The 24,754-nt window shown below is 32.1% G+C and carries 23 protein-coding genes; all 23 read left to right on the forward strand.

Annotated features, from left to right (window positions below):
• The first annotated feature begins 12 nt into the window (after nucleotides 1-12).
• The 23 genes from flgL (at nucleotide 13) to DFR79_RS01215 (ending at nucleotide 24,707) form a co-directional block, all read left to right on the forward strand.
• Nucleotides 13-909 carry a flagellar hook-associated protein FlgL gene (flgL, locus tag DFR79_RS01105; RefSeq protein WP_133513651.1) on the forward strand — a complete coding sequence of 299 codons (897 nt, stop codon included), beginning with the start codon at nucleotides 13-15 and terminating at the stop codon, nucleotides 907-909.
• Between the two features lie 187 nt (nucleotides 910-1,096).
• Nucleotides 1,097-2,239: a flagellin gene (locus DFR79_RS16360; protein ID WP_133513652.1), complete on the forward strand. Its 1,143-nt coding sequence runs from the start codon at nucleotides 1,097-1,099 to the stop codon at nucleotides 2,237-2,239.
• Nucleotides 2,240-2,330: 91 nt separating this feature from the next.
• Nucleotides 2,331-2,696, forward strand: a complete 366-nt coding sequence (locus DFR79_RS01115) for a flagellar protein FlaG (protein WP_133513653.1) — start codon at nucleotides 2,331-2,333, stop codon at nucleotides 2,694-2,696.
• Nucleotides 2,697-2,711: 15 nt separating this feature from the next.
• Complete coding sequence (fliD, locus tag DFR79_RS01120) at nucleotides 2,712-4,100, forward strand: flagellar filament capping protein FliD (protein WP_133513654.1); 1,389 nt, start codon at nucleotides 2,712-2,714, stop codon at nucleotides 4,098-4,100.
• A gap of 75 nt (nucleotides 4,101-4,175) precedes the next feature.
• Nucleotides 4,176-6,089: a motility associated factor glycosyltransferase family protein gene (locus DFR79_RS01125; protein ID WP_133513655.1), complete on the forward strand. Its 1,914-nt coding sequence runs from the start codon at nucleotides 4,176-4,178 to the stop codon at nucleotides 6,087-6,089.
• A 21-nt stretch (nucleotides 6,090-6,110) separates the two neighbouring features.
• Nucleotides 6,111-6,710, forward strand: a complete 600-nt coding sequence (locus DFR79_RS01130; protein ID WP_133513656.1) for a hypothetical protein — start codon at nucleotides 6,111-6,113, stop codon at nucleotides 6,708-6,710.
• Entirely contained in the window at nucleotides 6,707-7,684 is a 978-nt protein-coding gene (gene pseB / locus DFR79_RS01135; RefSeq protein WP_243727676.1) for a UDP-N-acetylglucosamine 4,6-dehydratase (inverting), read from the forward strand. The genes DFR79_RS01130 and pseB overlap by 4 nt, the downstream gene beginning before the upstream one ends.
• Complete coding sequence (pseC, locus tag DFR79_RS01140; RefSeq protein WP_133513657.1) at nucleotides 7,684-8,844, forward strand: UDP-4-amino-4,6-dideoxy-N-acetyl-beta-L-altrosamine transaminase; 1,161 nt, start codon at nucleotides 7,684-7,686, stop codon at nucleotides 8,842-8,844. Before pseB ends, pseC begins: the two co-directional genes overlap by 1 nt.
• A 15-nt stretch (nucleotides 8,845-8,859) precedes the next feature.
• Complete coding sequence (locus DFR79_RS01145; RefSeq protein WP_133513658.1) at nucleotides 8,860-10,608, forward strand: N-acetylneuraminate synthase family protein; 1,749 nt, start codon at nucleotides 8,860-8,862, stop codon at nucleotides 10,606-10,608.
• A gap of 40 nt (nucleotides 10,609-10,648) precedes the next feature.
• Nucleotides 10,649-11,701, forward strand: coding sequence for a pseudaminic acid synthase (gene pseI / locus DFR79_RS01150; protein WP_133513659.1), 1,053 nt, complete (start codon nucleotides 10,649-10,651; stop codon nucleotides 11,699-11,701).
• A gap of 4 nt (nucleotides 11,702-11,705) precedes the next feature.
• Nucleotides 11,706-12,593 (forward strand): methionyl-tRNA formyltransferase, encoded by an 888-nt coding sequence (locus DFR79_RS01155; protein WP_133513660.1) that lies wholly within the window; start codon nucleotides 11,706-11,708, stop codon nucleotides 12,591-12,593.
• On the forward strand, nucleotides 12,583-13,554 hold the full coding sequence (gene pseG, locus DFR79_RS01160; RefSeq protein ID WP_133513661.1) for a UDP-2,4-diacetamido-2,4,6-trideoxy-beta-L-altropyranose hydrolase: 972 nt from the start codon (nucleotides 12,583-12,585) through the stop codon (nucleotides 13,552-13,554). The genes DFR79_RS01155 and pseG overlap by 11 nt, the downstream gene beginning before the upstream one ends.
• A 105-nt stretch (nucleotides 13,555-13,659) precedes the next feature.
• Nucleotides 13,660-14,550 carry a glycosyltransferase family 2 protein gene (locus DFR79_RS01165; protein WP_133513662.1) on the forward strand — a complete coding sequence of 297 codons (891 nt, stop codon included), beginning with the start codon at nucleotides 13,660-13,662 and terminating at the stop codon, nucleotides 14,548-14,550.
• A 58-nt stretch (nucleotides 14,551-14,608) separates the two neighbouring features.
• Nucleotides 14,609-15,928: a lipopolysaccharide biosynthesis protein RfbH gene (gene rfbH, locus DFR79_RS01170; RefSeq protein WP_133513663.1), complete on the forward strand. Its 1,320-nt coding sequence runs from the start codon at nucleotides 14,609-14,611 to the stop codon at nucleotides 15,926-15,928.
• A 2-nt stretch (nucleotides 15,929-15,930) separates the two neighbouring features.
• Nucleotides 15,931-16,629 (forward strand): ferredoxin--NADP reductase, encoded by a 699-nt coding sequence (locus DFR79_RS01175; protein WP_133513664.1) that lies wholly within the window; start codon nucleotides 15,931-15,933, stop codon nucleotides 16,627-16,629.
• A 20-nt stretch (nucleotides 16,630-16,649) separates the two neighbouring features.
• Nucleotides 16,650-17,426, forward strand: a complete 777-nt coding sequence (gene rfbF / locus DFR79_RS01180) for a glucose-1-phosphate cytidylyltransferase (RefSeq protein WP_133513665.1) — start codon at nucleotides 16,650-16,652, stop codon at nucleotides 17,424-17,426.
• Nucleotides 17,426-18,493: a CDP-glucose 4,6-dehydratase gene (gene rfbG, locus DFR79_RS01185; protein WP_133513666.1), complete on the forward strand. Its 1,068-nt coding sequence runs from the start codon at nucleotides 17,426-17,428 to the stop codon at nucleotides 18,491-18,493. The genes rfbF and rfbG overlap by 1 nt, the downstream gene beginning before the upstream one ends.
• 4 nt (nucleotides 18,494-18,497) lie before the next feature.
• Nucleotides 18,498-19,442 (forward strand): NAD-dependent epimerase/dehydratase family protein, encoded by a 945-nt coding sequence (locus tag DFR79_RS01190; RefSeq protein ID WP_133513667.1) that lies wholly within the window; start codon nucleotides 18,498-18,500, stop codon nucleotides 19,440-19,442.
• Nucleotides 19,443-19,526: 84 nt separating this feature from the next.
• Complete coding sequence (locus DFR79_RS01195; protein WP_133513668.1) at nucleotides 19,527-19,952, forward strand: hypothetical protein; 426 nt, start codon at nucleotides 19,527-19,529, stop codon at nucleotides 19,950-19,952.
• A 77-nt stretch (nucleotides 19,953-20,029) separates the two neighbouring features.
• Nucleotides 20,030-20,269, forward strand: coding sequence for a hypothetical protein (locus tag DFR79_RS01200; RefSeq protein WP_133513669.1), 240 nt, complete (start codon nucleotides 20,030-20,032; stop codon nucleotides 20,267-20,269).
• Nucleotides 20,270-20,462: 193 nt separating this feature from the next.
• The gene (locus DFR79_RS01205) at nucleotides 20,463-21,287 is read left to right on the forward strand and encodes a flagellin (RefSeq protein ID WP_133513670.1); all 825 of its coding nucleotides are present in this window, start codon (nucleotides 20,463-20,465) and stop codon (nucleotides 21,285-21,287) included.
• A gap of 215 nt (nucleotides 21,288-21,502) precedes the next feature.
• Nucleotides 21,503-22,759: an extracellular solute-binding protein gene (locus DFR79_RS01210; protein WP_133513671.1), complete on the forward strand. Its 1,257-nt coding sequence runs from the start codon at nucleotides 21,503-21,505 to the stop codon at nucleotides 22,757-22,759.
• Nucleotides 22,752-24,707 carry an HD-GYP domain-containing protein gene (locus DFR79_RS01215; RefSeq protein WP_133513672.1) on the forward strand — a complete coding sequence of 652 codons (1,956 nt, stop codon included), beginning with the start codon at nucleotides 22,752-22,754 and terminating at the stop codon, nucleotides 24,705-24,707. The genes DFR79_RS01210 and DFR79_RS01215 overlap by 8 nt, the downstream gene beginning before the upstream one ends.
• Nucleotides 24,708-24,754 lie beyond the last annotated feature (47 nt).

Consider the following 24,754-nt stretch of genomic DNA (forward strand, 5'->3'; position numbering starts at 1 on the left):
GAGTTGACAGCAATGAGAGTTACAAATTCAATGATGGTTCGAAATATGTTAGATCATCTTCAGAATAATATGGGAGACTTAAATGATTTAAATGAGCAGCTGAGTTCGGGTAAGTTATTCCAGATGCCCTCTGATGCACCAATCAAAGTCTCAGATAGTATGAATTATAAATCTCAAATAAATCGGAATGACCAGTTTCAGCGTAATCTTAATCAGGCAGAAAACTGGTTGAAGACAACTGAAAGTTCACTTAAAAGTGCAACTAAAGTCATTCAGCGAGCCAGGGAATTAACTATTTATACTGCTAATGATACTATGACACCAGAAGATAGAGAAACAGTTGCCAATGAGATGAAGCAGCTCAGGGACGAATTAATTGATATTTCTAATGCTAAACTTGGCGATAATTATATTTTTTCTGGCCAAAAAACAGATCAGAAACCATTTGATGTCAATACAGCTGGAGGGATTGGCAGCTTTGTAGATTATAAAGGTGATATCAGTTCAATTGAGAGAAGATTAAATGAAAATGTGCAGATGGGTGTTAATCTAAATGGTCGAGAAGTTTTTAAAGATGAAATTGAAGCTTTAAATAAAATTTATAATGATTTATCTGATCCGACAATGACTGGTGAAGACATTGGAGATAATCTATCAGGTATGGATGATGCAATTAATAAATATGCTGAACTAAGATCTGAAATTGGTGGTAAACTACAGCGGACCGGCAATATAGCCGATCGTTTAGAAGCAAATAAAGTTCATCTGAGAAGTTTAAAATCTAAAAATGAAGATGCTGATCTGGCAAAGACTATTACAGAATTAAAAATGGAAGAAACAGTTTACAGAGCTTCGCTAGCCTCTGGTTCAAGGATTATGCAGCAGTCTTTAGTAGATTTTATTAGATAAATTTTTAGTGGCTTTTATAACTATGGTTCAATAAAAACTCACCATAGTTGTAATGGTTACTAAAACACCGCTGCTGGCAGCACTATCGGCCGAAGTGCTGCTGCGGAGGTGCTCATATAACCAAAACAAATTAGAACTACTGGCAAGGATGCCAGGAACAACACAAAATTTCAAGGAGGAATAAATAATGAGAATTAACACAAATATAGCTGCGTTGAATTCATACAACCAGCTAAAAAACACACAGAATAACTTAAGTAAGTCCTTACAGAGATTATCTTCAGGTAAGAGAATTAATGGTGCTGCTGATGATGCTGCAGGTCTGGCAATCAGTGAGAAGATGAAAGCTCAGACTAGTGGTCTTGCTATGGCTCAAAGAAATGCTCAGGATGGTATTTCAATGATTCAGACTGCTGAGGGTGCCCTTAAAGAATCTCACTCAATCTTGCAGAGAATGAGAGAATTAGCTGTTCAGTCAGCTAACGATACTAATACTAATGCTGATAGATTTGAGATCCAAAAAGAGGTTAATCAGTTAACAGAAGAATTAACTAGAATAGGAGACAATACTGAGTTTAATACTCAGAAACTATTAGATGGTAGTCTAAAAGATGCTAAATTTCAAATTGGGGCTAATGAAGGACAAAATATTGCTTTAGATGTTAATGATATGAGAGCAGAAACTCTTAATGTGACTGCTGATAGTGCTGTTACCACTTTTGATGCTGGCTCTACTAACGCAACAAGTGGAAATTCGACAACTAATTTACAGGCAGGGTCATACAGTGTATCTGTAACAGCTAGTGGTGCTGCTGAATTAAAAGCTGCTGATGGTACTGTTATTGCCAGTGGAACTTTAGGAAATGGTAGTGGTTCTGTTACTTTTTCAACTATAAACAATGATGCTTATACTGCAGATGATAGTACAAGTGGATCAGTAACTATAGGAATTTCTGATACAGATACAACCTCTGGTGTAGCTACCGATGCTGGTCAGGTATCAATTAATGTATTAGAAAAAGGTCAGGGAATTAGTGTTATGAACCAAGCTGATGCTGATGATGCAATTACAACAATTGATAATGCGATAGCTAGAGTTTCTTCAGAACGTTCTAAATTGGGTGCTTATCAAAATAGATTAGATCACACAATTAATAACTTGAATACAGCTGAAGAAAACTTAACAGCTGCTGAATCCAGAATCTCTGATGTGGATATGGCTAAAGAAATGATGAGCTTTACTAAGAATCAGATCTTAAGTCAGGCTGGTACAGCAATGTTAGCTCAGGCTAATCAGTTACCACAGGGAGTACTTCAGTTACTCGGTTAATTTCTTGAAGAGAATAATATAAATATATAAAACAATTAAGCCGGCCGGTTTTCCGGCTGGCTTGTTTATTAAGAAAGGGTGAAAAGCTATTATGAAAGTAGAACAAGTAGATTCTCTACCAAAGCAGCAAGTAAATAGCATACAGAAAGATCAAACTAATAAAAGAAGTAATAATAGCAGTAATAATAAACCCGACTCTCTTCAGGAAGAAAGAAAATACAATCAAAAAGAGCTTGAAGAAGATGTCAAAAAGTCAGTAAGTGATATCAACGAAATAGTAAAAAAAGTAAAAGAGGAGCTAGCATTTAAAATACATGATAAAACAGATAAACTTATGGTACAGATAGTCGATTTAAAAACACAGGAAGTTATAAAAGAACTGCCGCCGGAAGAAATGCTTGATTTAGAAGCAAAGATACATGAGATGGTGGGACTTTTAATTGATGAGAAAGTTTAGAAAGAAGGTGTTAAGATGGCTGATCTTAGTTTAGGTGGTTTAGCCACTGGTATGGATACAGACTCAATAATTAATCAGTTGGTTCAATTAGAACAGCGTCCAATCTATAATTATCAGCAGGAAATATCAGAACTGGAGCAGACTAAAGGTGCCTGGAGAGATATTAACACCAGGTTAGATAATTTAGAGAGTAAGATAACTGATCTCAAATTAGCTTCAACCTATAATTCCAGAACTGCAAGCAGCACTAATAAGGATGTAGTTACAGCAACTGCAGCTAATAGTGCTAATGAAGCTAATTATGATATTACAGTAAATCAGGTGGCTACAGCCCAAAGGTTGATTGGAGAAAGAAAAACTGGTTTTAGTGCTGCTGATGATGTAATCACCCTAAATGGCACAGATGTAAACATCAGTGCAGGAGACTCTTTAAGTGATATTAGCTCCAAGATTAATGATGCAGATTCAGGATATTCAGCTTCTGTTATTGATGATGTATTGGTCATAGAAGCAGAGAAAACAGGTGTTGAAAATGCACTCCTGGATGGCAGTGATGGTTCTACTCCTACAATCTCTGATAATAATGGTATTCTGGAAGATTTAGGTATACTGGATGGTACTGGTAATTTCACTGATGAAAAAGCAGCTACTGATGCAAAAGTGGAAATCAATGGTATTACAGGTATTACAAGTTCCAGCAATGAAATTACTGAGGCTGTAGATGGTATGACCTTTAATATTAATCCAGAAGCTGCTGCAGGTAGTACAGCAACTATCTCAGTTACTAAAGATACCGGTAAAGCTACTAAAGCTGTACAGGCTTTTGTAGATCAGTACAATAGTGTAATGGGTTTTATGGACAGCAAAAGTGGTTATGATGCTGAAACTGAAGAAGGTGGAATTCTGCAGGGTGATGGTACAGTAATGAGATTGCAGATGAGATTGAGAGAACTTGTAACTTCTAAAGTTAAAGAGACAGGTGATTATCAAACTTTAAGCTCTGTTGGTATTGAGATAGATAGGGATGGAGTAATGAGTTTAGATAGTGCTAAGTTAACTGAAGCTCTAGAGAACAACCCAGAAGAGACTATGAATTTATTTCAGGCAGAGTCTGGTACTGAAAGTTATGATGGTATGGCTGTTCGCATGGACAGCTATCTTGACCAGGTTCTTCAATCTAATACTGGTTTGATTCCCAGAAGACTTGACTTTTATGATACCCGGATAGATGGATTGAATGATGATATAGCAGATGTACAGAGAAGGGTAGAAATGACTCGTGAACGCTATGTTCAGCAGTTTGCTGCCATGGAAAAAGCTATTTCCGAAATGCAGAGTCAGCAGAGCTGGATGATGAGTCAGCTCCAGAGTATGGGAGGATCTACTGTAACAAGTATGATGTAGAATATAAAGAGGAGTTTTCTGTTTTAACTCCTCTTTATATAATGGATTTAATATATTTATTGGGATGTGTTTTAATTGGATTTTTATAAAAAGAATATGCGTATTTTAAAGTCTAAAAATAGGAAATTATATAATAAAATATTGGAGTTTGAAGAAAGTGAGAGTTTAAGTATTAATGATTCTGATGAAGACCAAATAACAATAATTGATAAGAAACATGATATAGAAATATATTTAGAAAAGTCGCGTTCTGGCAATTATACTATTAGAATTAATTTTGAAAATAAGGAGATATATTTACACAGTAAATATTATCCTATTAAAGAAGCTGAAAGGCAAATTAAAGATTTAAAGGTAAAAGAACAGAAGCAAATATTTTCTCTTGGATTTGGCCTTGGATATCATTTAAGTGAGCTTGCAAAAAGAAATAAGTTCGATAAAGTTATAATAATTGAACCTCATATGTCTATTTTCTATACAGCATTAAAATATGTTGATTTAAGTGATTTATTAAAAAGCAATAATATAATTTATTTAATTGAAGAAGATATTTCATCTTTATTTGATATTATTGCGGCTTATTATTCAATGAGTTTGGAAAAGGATATAGAATTTTTGGAACAAAAAGCTGAAATTAAATTATTTAAGGGTAAATTTAAAGAAATATATCAAAAAATAAAAGAAGGAATAAATTATAAAAAATCTTCATTAGTTACCGATATTAATAGTGCAAAAAAGTGGAGACGAAATATAATATATAATATTCCAGATATAATTAATCATCCTAAAGTCAATGTTTTTTTTAATTCTTTTAAAGATATACCGGCTATTTGTGTTGCTGCAGGACCCTCTTTAGATAAGAATATTGATCAATTAAAAAGAGTGAAAAATAATGCCCTGGTCATGTGTGTAGGAACTTCTCTAAAGCCTTTATTGGAAAGAGGAATAGAACCAGATATTGTGGTTTCGGTCGATGGTAATTTAGCTAATTATAAACATTTTGAAGATATTAAAAATATTCCAGACTCATATCTCTTTGCTGAGTTGGCAAATCATTATAATATACAAGAAAAATGGAATGAAAAACAAGTTTTTTTGACAATGAAAAGAAATTTTAGTGGTTGGGTAGAAGAGATAAAAGGTGAATATACTTCTATTAATACTGGAGGGACTGTAGCTCATACAATGGTTGATCTTTCCTATAAATTTGGCGCAGATCCAATTGTGTTAATGGGTCAAGATTTAGCTTTTTCCGAAAATAGAACTCATGCAAGTGGTACTACTTATGAAGATAACAAAAGAAGTGAAGAAAATTTAATTGAGGTTGACGGTATTAATGGAGAAAAAGTGTTAACAAATAAAGTTTATTTATCAATGTTAAGTTATTTTAATAACTATTTTGCTAAAAGACCAGACCGGACCTATATTGATGCTACTGAAGGTGGAGCTAAGATTGATCATACTTTAGTGATGAAATTTAGTGAAGTTATTGATAAATATTTGAGTGATAGTAAGAATAATATTAATGTACGAAAAGTTTTGGATCAATATTATAAAAAAAATCAAGATTGTGATAATAAAAATCTTGATAAAAAAACTATTCAACAGTTTGATTTGACATTAAAGGAACTTAATAAAGCTATTTCACTTTCCACAAGTCAATTATCATTTATAGTTTCTATTGAAAGACAACTATCTAAAATTAATTCGATTACTGATGAAGAGGTAAAAAAAATAGAAAAAAAATTACTTTCATTTGAAAAGAGCTTAAATAAATTAGATTATATAGAATATTTTATTGAAAGAATTTTGATTATAGAATCCATGAGATACAAGGAAGTCATTTCGAAATTTTACCTGGATAAAAAACAGGAAATTAAAGAAAAAATGAAATATTATAGGAGTTATAGGGTTATGTATTTAAAAGAATTAAAGAATAGTAAAAAGCTTTTCGAAAAAGCATATCAAAATTATATTGAAAATCAATGATTTTTATTGGGAGGTTATATAGTGAAGATATTTTTAGATGAAAAACCCATCGGAGAAAATTATAATAATCTAACTCTCCCGGAAATACTTACAAAAGTAAAAAACAATTTAGAAGATAAGATTTTAAAAGATATATATATTAATGGAGTGGAAGTAAATGAAAAATATCTTAGGGAAGCATTAATTGATATAGATGATGTGAAAAAGATAGAATTTTTTACTCAAGATACTAATTCTTTAATAAAGGAGACACTTGAAGAGGCAAGTGAATATTTACCAAGATTAAAAGATGGGACAAAAAAGACTGCTCAATTGTTTAGAAATTCTGATGATAAGGCTGTACAAAATTATCAGTTAATTTTAAATGGTTTAGAATGGTATATTGAAACTGTATCTCAGGTTACTTCTTTAATGAATAATGAAGAGTATTATCAAAAAGGGCAGAATATGATAAATGATATTAACAAAACTCTTTCTGATTTAATGGTTGCCTATAATAAAGAGGATTTTGTTCTGGTTGCTGACATATTGGAATATGAGATAGTAGAAACGATTGAAGAATTAATTGAGTTTAATAAGATATTAATATTAAAAATAAAAGGAAATAGTGATAACTCATGATTTTAAAGGATAAGACAATATTAGTAACAGGAGGAACAGGGTCATTTGGAAAGAAATTCACACAAATGATTCTAGATGAATATGATGTTAAAAAGTTAATCATATTTAGTCGCGGAGAACTTAAACAGGCTGAAATGAAATCTAAGTTTGGAAATCATCCTAAGTTGAGATTTTTTATCGGTAATGTTCGTGAAAAAGATAGATTATATCGTGCCTTTGATGGTGTGGATATAGTGATTCATGCTGCAGCTTTAAAAAGAGTGCCAGAATGTGAATATAATCCTTTTGAAGCTATTAAAACTAATGTGAATGGAGCTCAAAATGTTATCGATGCTGCTATTGATAAAGGGGTAGAAAAAGTTGTAGCTTTAAGTACAGATAAAGCAGCAAACCCAATTAATCTTTATGGGGCTACTAAACTCTGTTCAGATAAACTATTTACAGCAGGTAATGCTTATGCGGGCGGAAAAAAAACAAAATTTGGTGTTGTTCGTTATGGTAATGTTATGGGAAGTCGCGGTAGTGTAATTCCTTTCTTTAAAAAAATGAAGGAAACAGGAACTCTTCCAATAACAGATCCCAGAATGACTCGTTTCTGGATTACTTTAGAAGATGCTGTTAAGCTTGTTTTAAAAGCTTTAGATGAGATGCAGGGCGGCGAAATTTTTGTTCCTAAAATTCCGAGTATGAAAGTAACTGATCTTGCTGAAGCAATTGCTCCTGAATGCAAACAGGAAATAGTAGGTATCAGACCAGGAGAAAAATTACATGAGGTGATGATACCAAGAGCTTCTTCCAGACATACAATAGAATTTGAAGATCATTATATAATTGAGCCTGATTATGACTGGTGGGGAAATAAAAATCATCCTGAAGGTAAAAAATTAGAAAAAGAATTTGAATATAACAGCGGCAATAACGATCAGTGGCTTAGTGTGGAAGAAATGCGTAAACTAATAGAGGAGTTAGACTAATGACTGAGGGATTTATACCTTACGGTAGTCAGTGGATAGATGAGCAGGATATAGAGGCTGTTATCAAAACTCTAAAAAGTGATTATCTAACTACAGGACCCAAGATAAAAGAATTTGAAGATAAATTTGCAGATTATGTTGATGCTAAATATGCTGTTGCTATTGCAAATGGAACAGCGGCACTACATGCTGCAACTTATGCTGCAGGTATTAAAGAAGGCGATGAAGTAATAACTACACCACTTACCTTTGCTGCTACAGCGAATTCTGTTCTTTATCAAGATGCTAGACCTGTTTTTGCAGATATTGATCCTAAAACATATAACATTGATCCTGAATCAATTAAAGATAAGATTACAGATAAAACTAAAGCTATTATACCTGTTCACTATGCAGGTCAGCCCTGTGATATGGATAAAATAAAAGAAATAGCTGCTGAAAATGACTTAATTATCCTAGAAGATGGAGCTCACGCAGTTGGAGCTACTTATAAAGATCAAAAGATCGGTTGCATTGGAGATATGACTACCTTTAGTTTTCATCCAGTTAAAAATATGACTACAGGTGAAGGTGGAATGATAACTACGGATTCCAAAGAGCTATATGATAAATCACTTAAATTTAGAACTCACGGGATAACTAAAGATGAATCAGAATATATAAATAAATCTGATGGACCCTGGTATCATGAACAGCAGGAACTGGGATATAATTATCGGATCACAGATATTCAGGCTGCTTTAGGTATCACTCAGCTTGAAAAAATAGATAAATTTTTAGCAAGAAGAAGAGAAATAGTTAATAAATATAACAATGAATTTAAAGATATAGACGGATTAATAATTCCTGAACAGTTAGAAAACACTAATGCAGCCTGGCATATTTATGTCTTACAGCTTGAATTAGAAAAACTAACTGTAGATAGAAAAGAAATATTTGAAGATTTAAAAGAAAAGAACTTAGGTGTTAATGTTCATTACATACCTGTTTATTTTCATCCCTATTATCAGAGTCTAGGCTATGATAAAGGGATATGTCCGAAAGCAGAAAGGTTATATGAAAGAATAATTACTATTCCTTTATATCCTAAAATGACTGATCAACAGGTTGAAGAAGTAATTACTAGAATTAAAAGCACATTTGAAAAATTTATAAAATAGAGGAGTTTTCATAAAATGGATACTAAAGTTATTGCTGAAATAGCTAACTCACATCAAGGTGAAGTGGATAATTTATTTAAACTAATTGATATAGTGTCAAAATCAGATGCCCAGGCTATAAAATTTCAATGGTTTAAATATGATCATTTAGCAACACCTGATTATAAATATTATGAAGATTATAAAAAATTATATATAACTCAAAGTGATTGGGATAAAATAATAAAGTATGCGGATGAACACTCTTTAGAAATATGGGTTGATGTATTTGATGAATGGGGATTAGAACTTTTAAAAAAACATCAAGATAAAATTTATGGAGTGAAATTGCATTCAACAATTATACAATCTGAATTTATGATAAATAATATTTTAGATTTAAATAAGCCTTTAATTATAGGTATTGGTGGTTGGCACGATAAAGAGATCAAAAACATTATAAATAAAATTTCTAAAAATAATAATGATATTACTTTAATGCATGGTTTTCAGGGGTATCCAACTGAAATAACAGATGCCAATTTAAAAAGAATTAAGTGTTTAAAAGACAATTATGATTTCCCAATTGGTTTTGCTGATCACACAGACGCTTCCATTGATCTGGCTAAAGAAATACCTGTGTATGCATACTTTTCAGGAGCAAAAGTTATAGAAAAACATTTAATTTTAGAAAGAAAAAAAGAATTTTATGATTACTATTCTTCCTTGGAACCTGATGAATTTGAAACAATGATTGCAAAGTTAAAAGAGGCTGAAAAAATTAATGGTACTTGTAAAATTAACAAAGCTGAAAGACAATATTTAGATGCTTCACTAAAAGCTGTTGCCTCTAGGGATATTGAAAAAGGAGAGATTATTTCTTTCGATAAAGTTGATTTTAAAAGAACTTCTAGTTCATCAGCTTTTTCAATTCAAGAATTAAATAAAGCATTACCTCTAGTAAGCAATGATTTTATTAAATCAAACTCTTCGATTGATAAAGAATCAACCTATACTCCAAATATTACTATTGCAGTTGTTTGTAGATTAAAGTCTACTAGGCTTCCTAAGAAAGCTATTAAACCTATTAATGGTGTTGCTTCTGTTGAAAGAGTTTTATTAAATACGCTAGAAGTAAAAAACACTGAAACAGTTTTAGCTACCTCTACCATGAAAGAAGATAAGCCTTTAGAAAATTATAATCTAGATGGAAAAGTGGATGTTGTTAAAGGAGATCCAGATAATGTAATTAAAAGATTATTAAAGGTTGCTGAGGAAAAAGAAAGTGATATTATAGTTAGAGTAACAGGCGATTGCCCTTCTGTATCACCAAAAGCTTTAGAATTTTTAATTAATTCTCATTTAAATAGTGGTGCTGATTTTACAATGGCTAAGCAAAACTTCCCTGTCGGCTTATTAGGAGATATTTATAATGTTAATGCATTAAAAAGATTATTAGAAGAACATGAGGATTTAGAATATACAGAGTACCTTCTGTTTTACTTTAAAAATAATCCTGATTATTTTAATGTTAACATTGTTGAACTTCCTGAAGAATATCAATATCCTGAATGGAGATTAACGTTAGATGAACCAAAAGATTTAGAGATGTTCGAAGAATTATATAGTGGTATGGGTGCTAAAGAAAGAGCTGTATCTTTTTTTGAAATTAAAGATTATATAAAGAGTAATCCTGATGTAATTAAAATAAATGAAAATGTTGGATTGAAGTGGAGAGATGTTAAAGAAAAGGTAGATGAAATAAATGAAGCTACTACATTTTAATTTTTAAACTTATCACTATTTAAATAAGGAAGTTGGTAAAATGGGAAGAAATAATAAATTTAAAAATATTTTTTCGAGTGAGAATAAATCAACCTATATAATAGCAGAAATGTCTGCCAATCACGCCGGTAGCAAAGAAAGAGCCTTAGAAATAATTAGAGCAGCCAAAGATGCTGGAGCTGATTGCGTAAAAGTTCAAACTTACACACCTGAAACAATGACTCTAGATTCAGATAAAAAATGGTTTAAAATAGATAAAGGAACCTGGGAAGGTGAAAATCTATACAGCCTCTACCAGAAGGCATATACTCCCTGGGAATGGCAGGAGGAGCTAAAAAATGAGTCTGAAAGAATAGGTATTGATTTCTTTTCTACTCCTTATGATAATACAGCTGTTGATTTTTTAGAAGATTTAGGAGTTGAGTTCTATAAGGTTGCTTCTTTCAGCATAACTAACCTTCCATTTTTAAAATATCTCGCACAAAAAGGTAAACCCATAATTATGTCAACTGGTATGGCGACTTTAGCAGAAATAGATGAGGCAGTCAGAACTATCAAAGAAATTGGTAATGATCAACTGGCTCTTTTAAACTGCTCCAGTGCCTACCCCTCTATAGCAGATGATATGAATTTGAAGAATATAAAGAATTTAGAAGAAACATTTGATGTGCCTGTTGGATTATCTGATCATTCTTTAGGTTCTGTTGCAGCTGTAACTTCTGTAGCAATGGGAGCTAAGATAATAGAAAAACATTTTTGTATGAGCAGAGAGATAGAAAATCCTGATGCATCTTTTTCTATGGAACCGGATGAATTTAAAAAAATGGTTGATGACATAAGAGCTGCAGAAAGAGCAATCGGTAAGATTGATTATTCTATTTCCGAAAAAGAAAAAAACAGCAGAATTTTTAGAAGATCAATTTTTGCAGTTAAAGATATAAAAGCTGGAGAAGAACTAACTGAAGAGAATATTAAAATTATACGTCCTGGATATGGTTTAAAACCAAAACACTGGGATAATGTTTTGAAAACTAAAGCTATTAAAGATATTAAAAAAGGAACACCTTTAAGTTTTGATTTAATAAAGGGGTAATCAGATGAGAATATTATTTTTTGGTGGTCATGATCTAGGTAAAATAACTTTAGAGCATTTACTAGAACAAGATAAAGATGTTTTAGCAGCAGTAATGACTGAGACCGATAATGAGTGGTACCATGGTTTAGAAGAAGTTACTGATAAATATAATCTAAAATTATTTAAAGAAAAAAATATTAATGATAATCAATTCGTAAAAAAAACAAGAAATGACTTAAAACCTGATTTAATAATTTCAGTCAATTTTGATCAGATATTTAAAAAAGAAATCATCAATATTCCTGAAAATGGATGTATTAATATCCATGCTTCTTTATTGCCTAAATATAGGGGTAGAGCTCCTCTGAATTGGGCAATATTAAAAGGTGAAAAAGAAACAGGAGTAACAGTACATTATATTAACGAAGGTATAGATACAGGCAAAATAATACTGCAGGAAAAAATAAATATCAAAAAAACAGATTATATTGCTGACATCTTAGAAAAGGTAAAAGAAAAATATCCTGAGATGATAAATAAGGCAGTTGATTTAATAAAAAATGATAAAGTTGAGCCTGTAGAACAGAAGAAAGAAAATGGTTCGTATTATGGTAAAAGAACTCCGGCAGATGGTTTGATTGACTGGAGTCAATCAGCAAAAGATATTTATAATTTAATTAGAGCTGTTTCCCATCCCTATCCAGGAGCTTTTACTTATTTGGATGATGAGAAATTATTTATCTGGAGAGCTGAAGTTGAAGATGAAACGGCTAATAATGAACAACCGGGTAAAATCATTGAAAAAGCTGATGAAGTATTTTCAGTTCAATGTGGTAGAGGTCAGTTATTAGTAACTGATTATGAAACAGAAACTGAGATAAGTACAGGAGATATTTTTGATGAAAAATAAAATTGTGGCTTTAAGAGTAGATGGTGGTAAAGATGTTGGTATGGGTCATATTATGCGGACTATGGCTTTAGTCAATGATTTAAAAAAAGATGAAGAAATTGAAAGATTTTTTTATATTACTAAAAATGAACCATCTGCAGTCAAGAAGTTAAAAGAAAATAATTTTGAAGTAATAACTATAGAAAAAAATTTAACTTATGAAAAAGAGATAGAAAAAGTTAAAGAAATTATAAAAAAAGAAGAAGTTAATAAGTTGATTACTGATTCTTATGAAATAGATCAGAATTATTTAATTGAAATGAGAAAAGTTGTTGATAAACTTGTTACTATCCATGATTATGCACCTTTTGCCTTTCCTTCTCATGTAGTTATCAATGGAAATACTTATGCTGAAGATTTAGATTATGAATCTTATTATGGAGATACTAAGTTTCAGCTGGGGACTGATTATTTACTTTTAAGAGAAGAGTTCAGAAATTTACCTGAAAAAGAAATTAGAGATAAAGTGCAAAATATTTTAGTTACTGTTGGTGGTTATGATTTAAGAAACTTAACACCAAAAATTATAAAAATTTTAAACTCTATTAATTTTGATAAAATAGATGATCAATACATCAATAAAGAAAACTTGCATGTTGATATAGTTATTGGTCCTTCTTTTGATAATATAGATCCGATATTAGCAGAAGTCGAAAAAAGCAGTTTGGATATTTCTTTAAACTTTAATGTTAAAAATATGAGTAAGTTGATGCTAAAAAGTGATATAGCTATTTCTTCAGGAGGAAGTACTCTTTATGAATTAGCAGTAACTAAGACTCCGGCTTTAGTTTTATTGCAAGCTGGGAACCAGGTTAGGATTGCTGAAAAAATGGATGGAAAGAGTGTTATTAATTTGGGGTATGAACAGGATGAATTTATTATTAGAGAGAAAATCAATTACTTAATATATAATCGAAAATAATTCCATACAATATCAAAATTTAATATATTATATTTAGGATATATATTCTAAATCTAAAGACTTTAATAGTTTGAAAAATAAATTAAAAGTAGGTGTTTTATATTAATGTTAACAATAGGTATACCAACTTATAATAGAGCTCAAATAGTTGAAGAGCATTTGAGATATTATATAAAAAATGATCTACCAGACTGGGTAAAAATTTTAATTATAGATAATAATTCAAGTGATGAGACATACAAAAATCTACTTGAAATATCAAAAATTTTTAAAAATATTGAAGTATACAAGAATAAAAGCAATTTAGGATTTCAGGGTAATTATTTAGAATTATTTAAAAAATGTGATACTGACTATTTATTACTTACATCTGATGAAGATCCTGTTATCATTAGAAAATTATCTAAGTTAAAAAATTTCTTAGATAAAAATCAACCAACACTTATATCGTCTCAATTTTATTTGAAGGGTGAAGCCGAAAATGAAAATTTATATAGAGGTAGTATTGAAACCAGAGAAATAAGACCTAATGAGTTTCATAATAGTAGTTTTTATATATCAGGTCTAGTTTATAATATTAATAATAGTTTAAAAATAATAAAAAAGATTGAGAATTATCTTAAAAACCCTAATCAAATATATCCTCAGATTTTGTTAGCTTCTCAGCTTATAGCTAAATATAAATGTTTTTGGTGGAGTGAGACTTTAGTAGAAAAGGCATATCAATTAGATAGCGAAATAAAAGGTGAAACAGGTGAGATGTATTATCATATATCTGAAAGATGGAAACAACATAAATTATTCGTAGATTTTTTAAAAGATATGATTGCTTTAGCTAAAGATAAAAATCAGAAGAAAAGAATAGAAATGATGCTTAAAATCCAAGAAGAAATGTTTATTTATAGATTGAGACACGCAATAAATCAAGAAAGACCTGATTTATTATCCGGCTTTGATAGAGGTGCTGTTAAATTATACTCTAAACATCTTAAATAATATTTATGGTTTTCAAATTTAGAGTTAAAATTCATTAGATAATTCTGGAGTGATTTAGTTGATCAAAAAAACTGATAAATTACGAAAAGAAATACTTGAAAAAGTAAAAGAGTTGCATAGAGAAGAACAAAAAGAAGAAAGCTTTGAACTGGGTAAAGATACTATACCATTTGCTGCTAGAGTTTTTGATGAAAAAGAAAAAGTATCTTTAGTTGATTCCAGTCTTGATTTCTGGCTAACAACTGGCAGATATGCCGAAGAATTTGAAGCAGAATTTGCAGATTTTATGGATCAGAGATATTGTTCTCTGGTTAATTCTGGTTCTTCTGCTAATTTAGTTGCTTTATCAGCTTTAACTTCAGATAAATTGGAGGATAGAAAATTAAAAGCTGGAGATGAAGTAATCACAGTAGCTGCTGGTTTTCCAACTACAGTTAATCCAATTGTTCAAAATAAACTTGTGCCTGTATTTGTAGATGTGGAACTTGGCACCTATAATATAAAAGTTTCAGAATTAGAAAAAGCATTGTCTGATAAAACTAAAGCTATTATGCTTGCTCATACTCTGGGTAATCCATTTAATTTAGAAGCTGTAACTGAATTTGCTAAAGAACATGATTTATACTTAATTGAAGATTGCTGTGACGCAGTTGGAACTACTTATGATGGTGAAATGGTCGGAACTTTTGGGGATTTTGCTACTGTTAGTTTTTATCCTGCTCACCATATGACAATGGGAGAAGGTGGAGCAGTTTTAACTAATAACCCGGTATATAAAAAGCTGGCAGTTTCATTTAGAGATTGGGGTCGAGACTGCTACTGTGAACCAGGTGCGAATAATACCTGTGGACGCAGATTTTCCATGCAGTTTGGAGATCTTCCCTATGGCTATGATCATAAATATGTTTACAGTCATGTTGGTTATAACTTGAAAGTTACTGATATGCAGGCAGCAGTTGGAGTAGAACAGTTAAAAAAGCTTCCTGACTTTATAACGGCAAGAAAAGAAAACTTCAAAAAATTATATAAAGGTATTAAGGAATTTGAAGAATATTTAATCTTACCTGAAGCAGAAGAGAATTCTGATCCTTCCTGGTTTGCTTTTCCGTTGTCTGTTAGAGAAAATGATGAGTTTACTAAAAATGAACTTGTTAATTACTTAGAAGAACACAAAGTGATGACCAGACAATTATTTGCTGGCAACTTAACCAGACAACCCGCCTATCAGAATGTTGAATCCAGAGTTGTTGGAGATCTTGCCAATACTGATTATATAATGAACAACACTTTCTTTATTGGAGTTTATCCAGGACTTGATGACCAGAAGATTGAATATATTATTCAGCAGTTTGCTGATTTTTTTGATGAAAGGATATAAAAATGGCAGTTGTAACCCAGGCAGAGGTCCTGTCTGTAATTGAACATACAGCAGAGATTAGAGAATATATCTTAAAACCTGATAAATATAGAAGATTTGAAGCTGGAATGTTTTTGCAGCTTTCTTTAGAAGAGTTTAATTCTTCTGATTACTGGCCCGAATCGAGAACTTTTAGCTTAGCTTCTTATTATAATAAAGAAAAAGTAATTAGGCTGGTAATAAAAAAAGCTGGGAGATATACTACAAGAATTTTTAATGAAGTCGATAAAGGTAGTGAAGTTACAATTAAATATGCTTATGGAGATTTCATTTTACCAGTCTTTGATCAAAAAAATGATATTGTTTGTCTGGCTGGTGGAACTGGAGTAACTCCATTTTTTAGTTTTATAGAGGCTCTGGAAGAACAAAATGAGCTAGAGCGATTAAAACTTCTTTACTCAGCAAAAAAATATGAAGATTTTATAAGACTCGACTATTTAAAAGAAAAATTAAATGATGATCAACTATTATTGTTTACAACTCAAGAAAAAAATAAAGAGACCATAAATAGAAGAATATCTAAAGAAGATGTAATAAACTCAGCTTCTAATTATCAAAAGGCGCATTACTATATCTGTGGTACAACTGAGTTTAATTTAGATTTAAAAGAAAAACTTGAAGCTGAAAACTTAAAAAATATTTATTTAGATCAGTGGGAATAAAAACAGGGGGTTGAATTTTTATGAAAGCAGTAATACTTGCAGGAGGGTTTGGAACCAGACTTGGTAACAGAACTAATTTAATTCCAAAACCCATGGTTAAGATTGGCCAGAAACCTGTTCTCTGGCATATCATGAAAACTTATGCTCATTATGGAGTAACTGATTTTATTATCTGTCTTGGTTATAAAGGTGATGTAATTAAGGATTATTTTCTCCATTATGAGGCTAAAAATAATGATTTCACTATAGATTTAAGTAACTCTGATATAATATTCCATAATAATCACAACGAAACTGATTGGAATGTTACTCTGGTAGATACTGGTTTAAATACTCTTAAAGGTGGTAGAATAAAAAGAATTGAGAAGTATTTAGATGATGGTATAAACTTACTTACATATGGAGACGGAGTAGCTAATATAGATATTAATGATCTAGTTAGATTTCATAAAAAACATAATAAGATGGTAACAATCTCGGGTGTACATCCTCCAGCTAGATTTGGAGAACTTCTGGAAGAAGGTAATGTAGTTCAATCTTTTGAAGAAAAACCACAGACTTCTAAAGGTTTGATTAATGGTGGTTATATGGTTTTTGAAAGAAAGATGCTTGATCATTTATCTCCTGCAGAAGACTGTGATTTTGAGGTTGGTCCTTTAGAAAAATTATCTAAGCAGGGAAAAGTCATGGTTTATAAGCATGATGGTAACTGGGAATGTATGGATCATGAACGCGATGTTAAACATTTAAATAAACTCTGGAATGAAGATAAAGCTTTCTGGAAGGTCTGGGAATAATGGAAGAATTATTTGATGGAATTTATAAAGATAAAAATGTATTAGTAACCGGTCACACAGGCTTTAAAGGCTCCTGGTTATCGATCTGGTTAAATGAAATGGGGGCTAATGTGATCGGTTATGCCTTAGATCCTTATACTGATCGGGATAATTTTGTGGTTGCTAACTTAAGTGAAAAGCTCACTGATTTCAGAGGAGAAATAAGAGATTATGATAATCTTCTAAGAACTTTTAAAGAAGAAAAACCAGTGATTGTCTTCCATCTGGCAGCTCAGCCGCTGGTTAGATTATCATATAAAGAACCAAGAGAAACCTATGAAGTAAATGTAATGGGAACTGTAAATGTTCTAGAAGCAGCCAGGCAGAGTGACAGTGTTAAAACTGTAATTATAATAACCAGTGACAAATGTTATGAAAATAATGAGTGGATCTGGGGTTACAGAGAAAATGATCCGATGGGAGGATATGATCCTTATAGTTCCAGTAAAGGCTGTGCAGAATTGGTTACCTCTGCTTATACAAGATCATTTTTTGAGAATGAAGATTCTGATATAGCTGTGGCTTCGGTTAGAGCCGGGAATGTTATTGGTGGTGGAGACTGGGCAGAGGATAGATTAATAACTGATTGTATTAGTTATCTAAAAGAAGGTAAGGCTATTGAGATTAGAAGTCCAAAAGCTATTAGACCCTGGCAGCATGTGTTAGAACCTTTGCGGGGATACTTATTATTAGCTTCAAAGCTCTATCAAAACCCTGAAAAATATACAGGTGCCTGGAATTTTGGTCCTGATGAAGCATCAATTGTGACAGTTGGAGAACTTGTTGACAAACTGGTTAATAAATGGGGATCAGGTGAATGGATTGATACTTCTAATAACAATGAACCACACGAAGCAAAACTATTGAAACTAGATATCAGTAAAGCAAGACATCATTTGAACTGGGAACCAAAACTTAGTTTTGAACAGACAATTGATTTGGTTGTTGACTGGTATCAGAATGATAATGTTGATTATGATTTTGATGTAGAGCAAATTAAAGAATATTTAAGTATAGGTGAAAAATAAAATCATGAAAAATAAAAAGTTTCTTGTTACAGGTGGTACTGGTTTTATAGGATCTCATTTAGTTAATAGGTTAGTAAAAATGGGAGAAGAAGTACATGTTATTACTCATTCTGAGAAAAATTTCTGGCGTTTGGAAAATATTGATAAAATTAATATAGAAATTATTGATATAAAAGATTTTGATAAACTAAATAAATTTATCTCAAAATTAAATCCAGATATTATTGTTCATTTAGCTGCTTATGTGAATGCTGAAAGAGATTTAAATGGTATTGATATGGCAATTGATAATAATTTTAATGGTACTTTAAATTTATTAAAATCTTTAAATAATATTGATTATGATTTATTTATTAATACAGGTACCTGTGAAGAATACGGTGATGGTGAAGCTCCATTTCAAGAGAGTCAGAGAGAACATCCAGTTTCTCCTTATTCTTTATCAAAAACTTGTTCTACATATTTATGTGATTTTTTCTCAAAAATTTATGATAAACCAATTATAACAGTAAGGCCTTTTTTAACTTATGGACCAAAACAGACTTCAAAAATGTTGATACCAGAACTTATTAGAAGAGGTATTAAGGGAGAAAAGATGAATCTTACTGCAGGGGAACAAAGCAGAGATTTTATATATATTGACGATTTAATTGATGCATTCATCGTTTTAATTAATGAATATAATGAGTTTAATGATTATGAAATAATCAATATTGGTACGGGTAGACAAATATTAATAAAAGATATCGTTAAACTGATTGGAGAGTTTTTACCAAAAAGTGAGTTTGAATTAGGTGTTTTATCTTATAGAAAAGGTGAAACTATGGAATTTTATTCAGATAATAGTCGTCTTAAAAAATTAGGATGGGTTTCAAATATTAAAATTAAAATCGGATTAAGAAATACGATTAATTGGTGGATTAAAAAAAGTTCTAGAATAAATAGGTAAATTAATTCAATATATTTTGATAATTAATTTGGGTAGTTATTAAATAATAGCATAATTTCAAAATCAAAAAAGAGGTGACCAAAAATGTCTGCTGTAGAAAAAACAAACTCTGTCCTAACCCAAATCAAAAATCTCCTTGTCCAGAAATTAAACCAAACTAAAAAAACTGAAGCTCAACCAGAAAAAGGTGACATATTTACCAAATCACAGCAGCCAGCCAAAGTCACCTATGACTTAGAAGATATTGCAGTGCATGATGCGGTTAAAAGACCGATTAAAATTAATGATAGCAATAATATCTTTTTTATTAACCACAATAACCGCAATAGAGCTGTAAAAATAGATCCAGGAGAATATAATTTAACTGAGATTCAGTCTGCTATTCAGCAGCAGGTTAACGAAGAATTTGGAATCGGTAAAGTTAGCCTTAAAATAACAGCCTCCGGTAGAGATCGTTTTATCTATGCCGAAGACAGCAGCAGTCAGAAATTGCTGGATGAGAAGGTGTAAATTCATAGTGGATTTTTAACCTCAGATTTGTTAAAATAAATATATAATCCAATAAAAAGACAATGGAGGACATAAATATGGTTAAGAATTGCTATATCTGCGGTGATTTAACTAAAAATGACTCCGGACTCTGTGATTATTGTCAGGAAGAAAATCAGTATAAACTCCGCCAGATTAAAGATTTTCTCTGGGACCATCCTAATTCTACAGTCAAAAAAATTCACAAAGAGACCGGTGTTGATGAAAAGTTAATCCGCAAGTACATTCGCGAAGATAAATTTGTTATCAGCAACACAATAGAATATGATCAGGACTAAACAGCTACCTTGCAGAGGGTGGCTTTATTTTTTTGTGTAAGTTCAATCTGTACATTATACTCTGAAAATAAAGATTTAACCTGAATCTACAAGTTAAACCTATCTAACCACCTCTAATCAGATTTAATTTTAATTATTATATCCCGATACTTATATTATTAAAAGAAATTCTGAAGGGAGGTGAGGTGTTAAAATGATTATCAATACAAATATCGCAGCACTTAAGGCTTATAATAACTTAACTCATAACTACAGCAGTTTAATTAAATCATTTGAACGCCTTTCTTCAGGTAAAAGAATCAACAGTGCAGCTGATGATGCAGCCGGGCTGGCAATTAGCGAAAAAATGAAGGCTCAAATCAATGGACTCAGCCAGGCTCAGAGGAATGCTCAGGATGCTGTTTCTTTAGTCCAGACAGCAGAAGGTGGACTCAAAGAAAGCCATTCCATACTGCAGCGGATGCGGGAATTGGCCGTTCAATCTGCAAATGATACTTATAGTGAATCTGATCGCGAAGAAATTCAGAAAGAGATTGCAGAGTTAGCTGAGGAATTAAGCTCAATTGGGGAATACACTCAATTTAACACCAAAAGCCTGCTGGATGGAAGCTTCGATGGGATTTTTCAAATTGGAGCCAACCAGGGACAGACTCTGGGGCTTCAAATTTCTGATATGCGAGCTCAGGCTCTGGGAGTAGTCGATGGCAGTGGAGAGGTTATTAAATTGACCGATCACGAGTCAGCAGCTGATGCTATTTCCATTTTTGATGAGGCTATCTCAAAAGTCTCCTCTGAGAGAGCAAAATTGGGGGCGGTTCAAAATAGACTGGGCCACACAATTAATAATTTAAGTACCACAGAAACCAATCTAATTGCTGCTGAATCAAGAATTTCTGATGTTGATATGGCCAAAGAGATAATGAATATGGTCCGCTATCAGATTCTATTGCAGGCAGGTATTGCAGTTTTGGCCCAGGCCAATCAGCTTCCTCAGGGAATTTTGCAGCTTCTGGGTTAAAATAGTTTAATCAAATACTTAATTCATTACCCGCCTTCTTTGGAAGTATCATACCATTCCTCTGGCGGTTTTCTTTTTATATAAGCAGTTTTATATGGTATAATAAACTTAATATTAAGTTAAAAGTGGGGGATTAATGAAAAAGATAATTAAACAATGAAGTTTGCGGCAGGATAATAATAATATTCGCGGGAGAGAAAGAGGAGGCTGTTCTAATGAATAGGACTTTACGAGTCTGGCTGATTATTACTTCAAGAGAACATGATGTACTTAAATTTTTAAATAAGCGATTCAGTCAATTTGAAGAACAGCATAACATAAATATAGAATTGAAACTTATAACCTGGAACAGAGCCTTTGAAACTTTAATTGAAGCTTACAAAAACAATAATTCACCTGATATAATTCAGATTGGAACTACCTGGGTCAGAACACTGGCCTATATGGGCTACATAGAAAAGATCCCTCAGGACTTTGAGACCAGAACTTCGTTTGTTGAAAATATGAATCAGATATGTATCTATCGGGGAGATCAGTATGCAGTTCCCTGGAATGTTGATACTATTGTTCTGGCAACTCGAACTGATTATTTGAAAACACTGGGTATTAAAAAAAGAGATCTTGATAGCTGGGAAAAGTTTTATCAGGTATGTGAAACTATAACAGAAAAAAGGAGATCTGATCCAGATCTGCCAGAAGCCCTGGCATTTTCACTGAGGGCAGAGGCTGATTTATTACACAGGTTTGCTGCTATTCTCTGGTCAAAGGGTGGAGAATTTGCTGATTTTTATCAAATACCAGAGAAAATTTTAACCGAAGAAAAAGTAATGGAAAATATTAGTTATCTAGCAGATTTAATGCAGACTTCTGATATTAAAGCTTCAGATTTAGACAAACACCCCTATCAACTAAATAATGAATTTTATCGCCAGGGTTCCTATGTTTTTTATATAGGAAGCTGGTATGGAATAATTGAAGATATTTCCCATAATTCATTTGAATCAGAAAATGGTAATTATAATTATACAATCCTACCTTTCCCTTCTGCAGATGGAACTAAATCTCAGACTTATGGAGGTGGCTCTGTTCTGGCAGTTTCTTCAAGATCAGAACATAAGCAAAAGGCCTGGAAATTAATAGAACTTTTCCTTCAGGATGATTTTATAAATGAATGGATCAGGGTTACCGGCAAAGTACCAGCTTTTGAGGTTGACTTCTGGCAGAAAAGAGATGTTGACCAGAGAATAAATACAATGTATCAGCAGTCAATTAATTCCAAAACATATCCAGCCCATCCGGCCTGGGCAACTATTGAAAAGATTTTAAGTACAGCCGTTGCTCACAGCATCTGGGAATTAATAGACAATAACAATACCGAAATAAATGAGGAAACATTCAAACTTTTAAAGAAAGCGGATCAGAATATAAGAGATTTACTAAAACTGTCCTGGGAGATGAAAAATTATGAATAAGGAAAAACAGTTGAATAACCTGACTGCCTTAGGTCTGGAAACCGCGGTTTTTCTGACAGATAATTCTACTGATCCTTTGATATATGATAAGACAGCTCGACTCTTATATAATGGCTTAGAGGATTTAATTGATCAGCTTCGATTTTATGTAATAGATGGACAGAGGAAAAATTTTAAAGAAAAAGTTATCTACAGTGAGATTGGATGGAGACCGGGTTATGATTTGATACCATTTTATCAGCTGCCGGAAGAGATAAAAGAGGACAAAGATATATTGAAATTTGAAGATAATAATCAACCATTTCTATTAATACCGCTAGTTAGTGGTCAACACCTCCTGGGATTAATGGAATTTAGGCTTCAAAAAGATTTAGGATCTGAACTGCTCCTTGAGATAAAGGAGATGGCATTGGCTATTTCTCTTGGCTTAAGCAGTATGATATTTAAGTTGGATACAATTAGATCTAAAGAGAAGGTAGATATTTCTATTGAAATTAATAGTCAATTACAGGTTATTGATGATTTAGATACTCTAATTACTACTTTTATGGAAATGATTATTAAAAAGTTTAGATTTGATCGTGTTACCACTTTTATTTTTAATGAAGACCAAAAAATAATTCACGGAGAGGGAATCAACGAAAAGGAAGAAAAATATTTGCTTACTGATTATCCAGAATTACCGGATTTATCAAATGATTTTACTCCTTTAGAAAATGGACTGGGCTACTGGTTTCCTTTAAAGACAAATACTGCTGTGGTAGGAGTTGTACTTTTTGATAATATATATACCTTACATCCGTTTTCAGATTTAATTTTAGATAGTCTGCGCATCTTATGCAGTCAATTTGCAAATTCTATTAATAATATTCGTCTTTTTTCTGATCTGCAAAAATCTGCATTTTACGACAGTTTAACCGGATTACATAACCGTGCTTATTTAGATAAGGTGCTTCCGAGCTATTCTGAGGAAGAGTATCTGCCATTAGCGGTGATCGTTGGTGATGTTAATGGTTTAAAAATAACCAATGATGTTTTTGGACATGATGCCGGAGACCAAATCTTAAAGAGTATTGCTAATATTTTAAGTGAGGCAGTTACCAGTGAGGACCTTATTATTCGCTGGGGTGGTGATGAATTTTTTCTTTTTTTACCGGGCAGGAATAAAACTTATGCAGAAAATATGTGTAAAACTATTAAAGAAGCCTGTCGCCGGGAAAATAATTCGAAAATTAAATTAAGTATTTCTCTCGGAACAGCTGTCAGAAAAAGCCTGGAGGATGATCTGGAGACAGTTATGCAGAAGGCTGAAGATAGAATGTATCGGCACAAATTATTGGAGACTAAAGAATTTCGACGTTCTTTGATCAAATCTTTAAAAGAAACTCTGGAAGAAAGATGTCAGGAAGATGAAGGTCATGGAGAAAGGATGAGCAAACTGGCCCTAGTTTTAGGGGAAGAGATGGGATTAAGAGGGACTGAATTAGATGATTTAAAGGCTCTGGCTGTGCTGCACGATATTGGTAAGGTTGCAGTTGATAATAGTATCTTAAATAAAGCCGGACCTTTAACTGAAGAAGAATGGAGACAAGTAAAAAAACATTCGGAGGCAGGATATAGGATAGCCAAAGCTTCCTTTGAACTCTCTCAAATAGCAGTCTATATTCTATCACATCACGAAAATTGGGATGGAAGTGGTTATCCTCTGGGTAAAAAAGGCACTGAAATACCACTGCTTTCCAGAATTATTTCTGTTGTTGATGCTTATGATGTCATGACCCACCACAGATCCTATAAAAAAACTTTAAGTCATCAGGAAGCAGTTGAGGAACTCAAGCACTGTGCAGGCCAACAATTTGATCCAGAAATTGTAGATATTTTTACTGCAATCATTGATGATTTTCAAGCTGCAGCAGAAAATGCTCCTCTTAAAGATTCTTTCATATAGCTCATTTTCTGTGGGATAATAGTTTTTATAAAAAATATTTAGATAAT

The organism is Halanaerobium saccharolyticum (assembly GCF_004362045.1).
GTDB classification, from domain to species: Bacteria; Bacillota; Halanaerobiia; order Halanaerobiales; family Halanaerobiaceae; genus Halanaerobium; species Halanaerobium saccharolyticum_C.

What these genes read in the sequence shown, in the direction of transcription:
- flgL (WP_133513651.1), top strand. Translation starts at nt 13, where the DNA reads ATGAGAGTTACAAATTCAATGATGGTTCGAAATATGTTAGATCATCTT.
- DFR79_RS16360 (WP_133513652.1), top strand. Translation starts at nt 1,097, where the DNA reads ATGAGAATTAACACAAATATAGCTGCGTTGAATTCATACAACCAGCTA.
- DFR79_RS01115 (WP_133513653.1), top strand. Translation starts at nt 2,331, where the DNA reads ATGAAAGTAGAACAAGTAGATTCTCTACCAAAGCAGCAAGTAAATAGC.
- fliD (WP_133513654.1), top strand. Translation starts at nt 2,712, where the DNA reads ATGGCTGATCTTAGTTTAGGTGGTTTAGCCACTGGTATGGATACAGAC.
- pseB (WP_243727676.1), top strand. Translation starts at nt 6,707, where the DNA reads ATGATTTTAAAGGATAAGACAATATTAGTAACAGGAGGAACAGGGTCA.
- pseC (WP_133513657.1), top strand. Translation starts at nt 7,684, where the DNA reads ATGACTGAGGGATTTATACCTTACGGTAGTCAGTGGATAGATGAGCAG.
- DFR79_RS01145 (WP_133513658.1), top strand. Translation starts at nt 8,860, where the DNA reads ATGGATACTAAAGTTATTGCTGAAATAGCTAACTCACATCAAGGTGAA.
- pseI (WP_133513659.1), top strand. Translation starts at nt 10,649, where the DNA reads ATGGGAAGAAATAATAAATTTAAAAATATTTTTTCGAGTGAGAATAAA.
- DFR79_RS01155 (WP_133513660.1), top strand. Translation starts at nt 11,706, where the DNA reads ATGAGAATATTATTTTTTGGTGGTCATGATCTAGGTAAAATAACTTTA.
- pseG (WP_133513661.1), top strand. Translation starts at nt 12,583, where the DNA reads ATGAAAAATAAAATTGTGGCTTTAAGAGTAGATGGTGGTAAAGATGTT.
- DFR79_RS01165 (WP_133513662.1), top strand. Translation starts at nt 13,660, where the DNA reads ATGTTAACAATAGGTATACCAACTTATAATAGAGCTCAAATAGTTGAA.
- DFR79_RS01175 (WP_133513664.1), top strand. Translation starts at nt 15,931, where the DNA reads ATGGCAGTTGTAACCCAGGCAGAGGTCCTGTCTGTAATTGAACATACA.
- rfbF (WP_133513665.1), top strand. Translation starts at nt 16,650, where the DNA reads ATGAAAGCAGTAATACTTGCAGGAGGGTTTGGAACCAGACTTGGTAAC.
- rfbG (WP_133513666.1), top strand. Translation starts at nt 17,426, where the DNA reads ATGGAAGAATTATTTGATGGAATTTATAAAGATAAAAATGTATTAGTA.
- DFR79_RS01190 (WP_133513667.1), top strand. Translation starts at nt 18,498, where the DNA reads ATGAAAAATAAAAAGTTTCTTGTTACAGGTGGTACTGGTTTTATAGGA.
- DFR79_RS01195 (WP_133513668.1), top strand. Translation starts at nt 19,527, where the DNA reads ATGTCTGCTGTAGAAAAAACAAACTCTGTCCTAACCCAAATCAAAAAT.
- DFR79_RS01200 (WP_133513669.1), top strand. Translation starts at nt 20,030, where the DNA reads ATGGTTAAGAATTGCTATATCTGCGGTGATTTAACTAAAAATGACTCC.
- DFR79_RS01205 (WP_133513670.1), top strand. Translation starts at nt 20,463, where the DNA reads ATGATTATCAATACAAATATCGCAGCACTTAAGGCTTATAATAACTTA.
- DFR79_RS01210 (WP_133513671.1), top strand. Translation starts at nt 21,503, where the DNA reads ATGAATAGGACTTTACGAGTCTGGCTGATTATTACTTCAAGAGAACAT.
- DFR79_RS01215 (WP_133513672.1), top strand. Translation starts at nt 22,752, where the DNA reads ATGAATAAGGAAAAACAGTTGAATAACCTGACTGCCTTAGGTCTGGAA.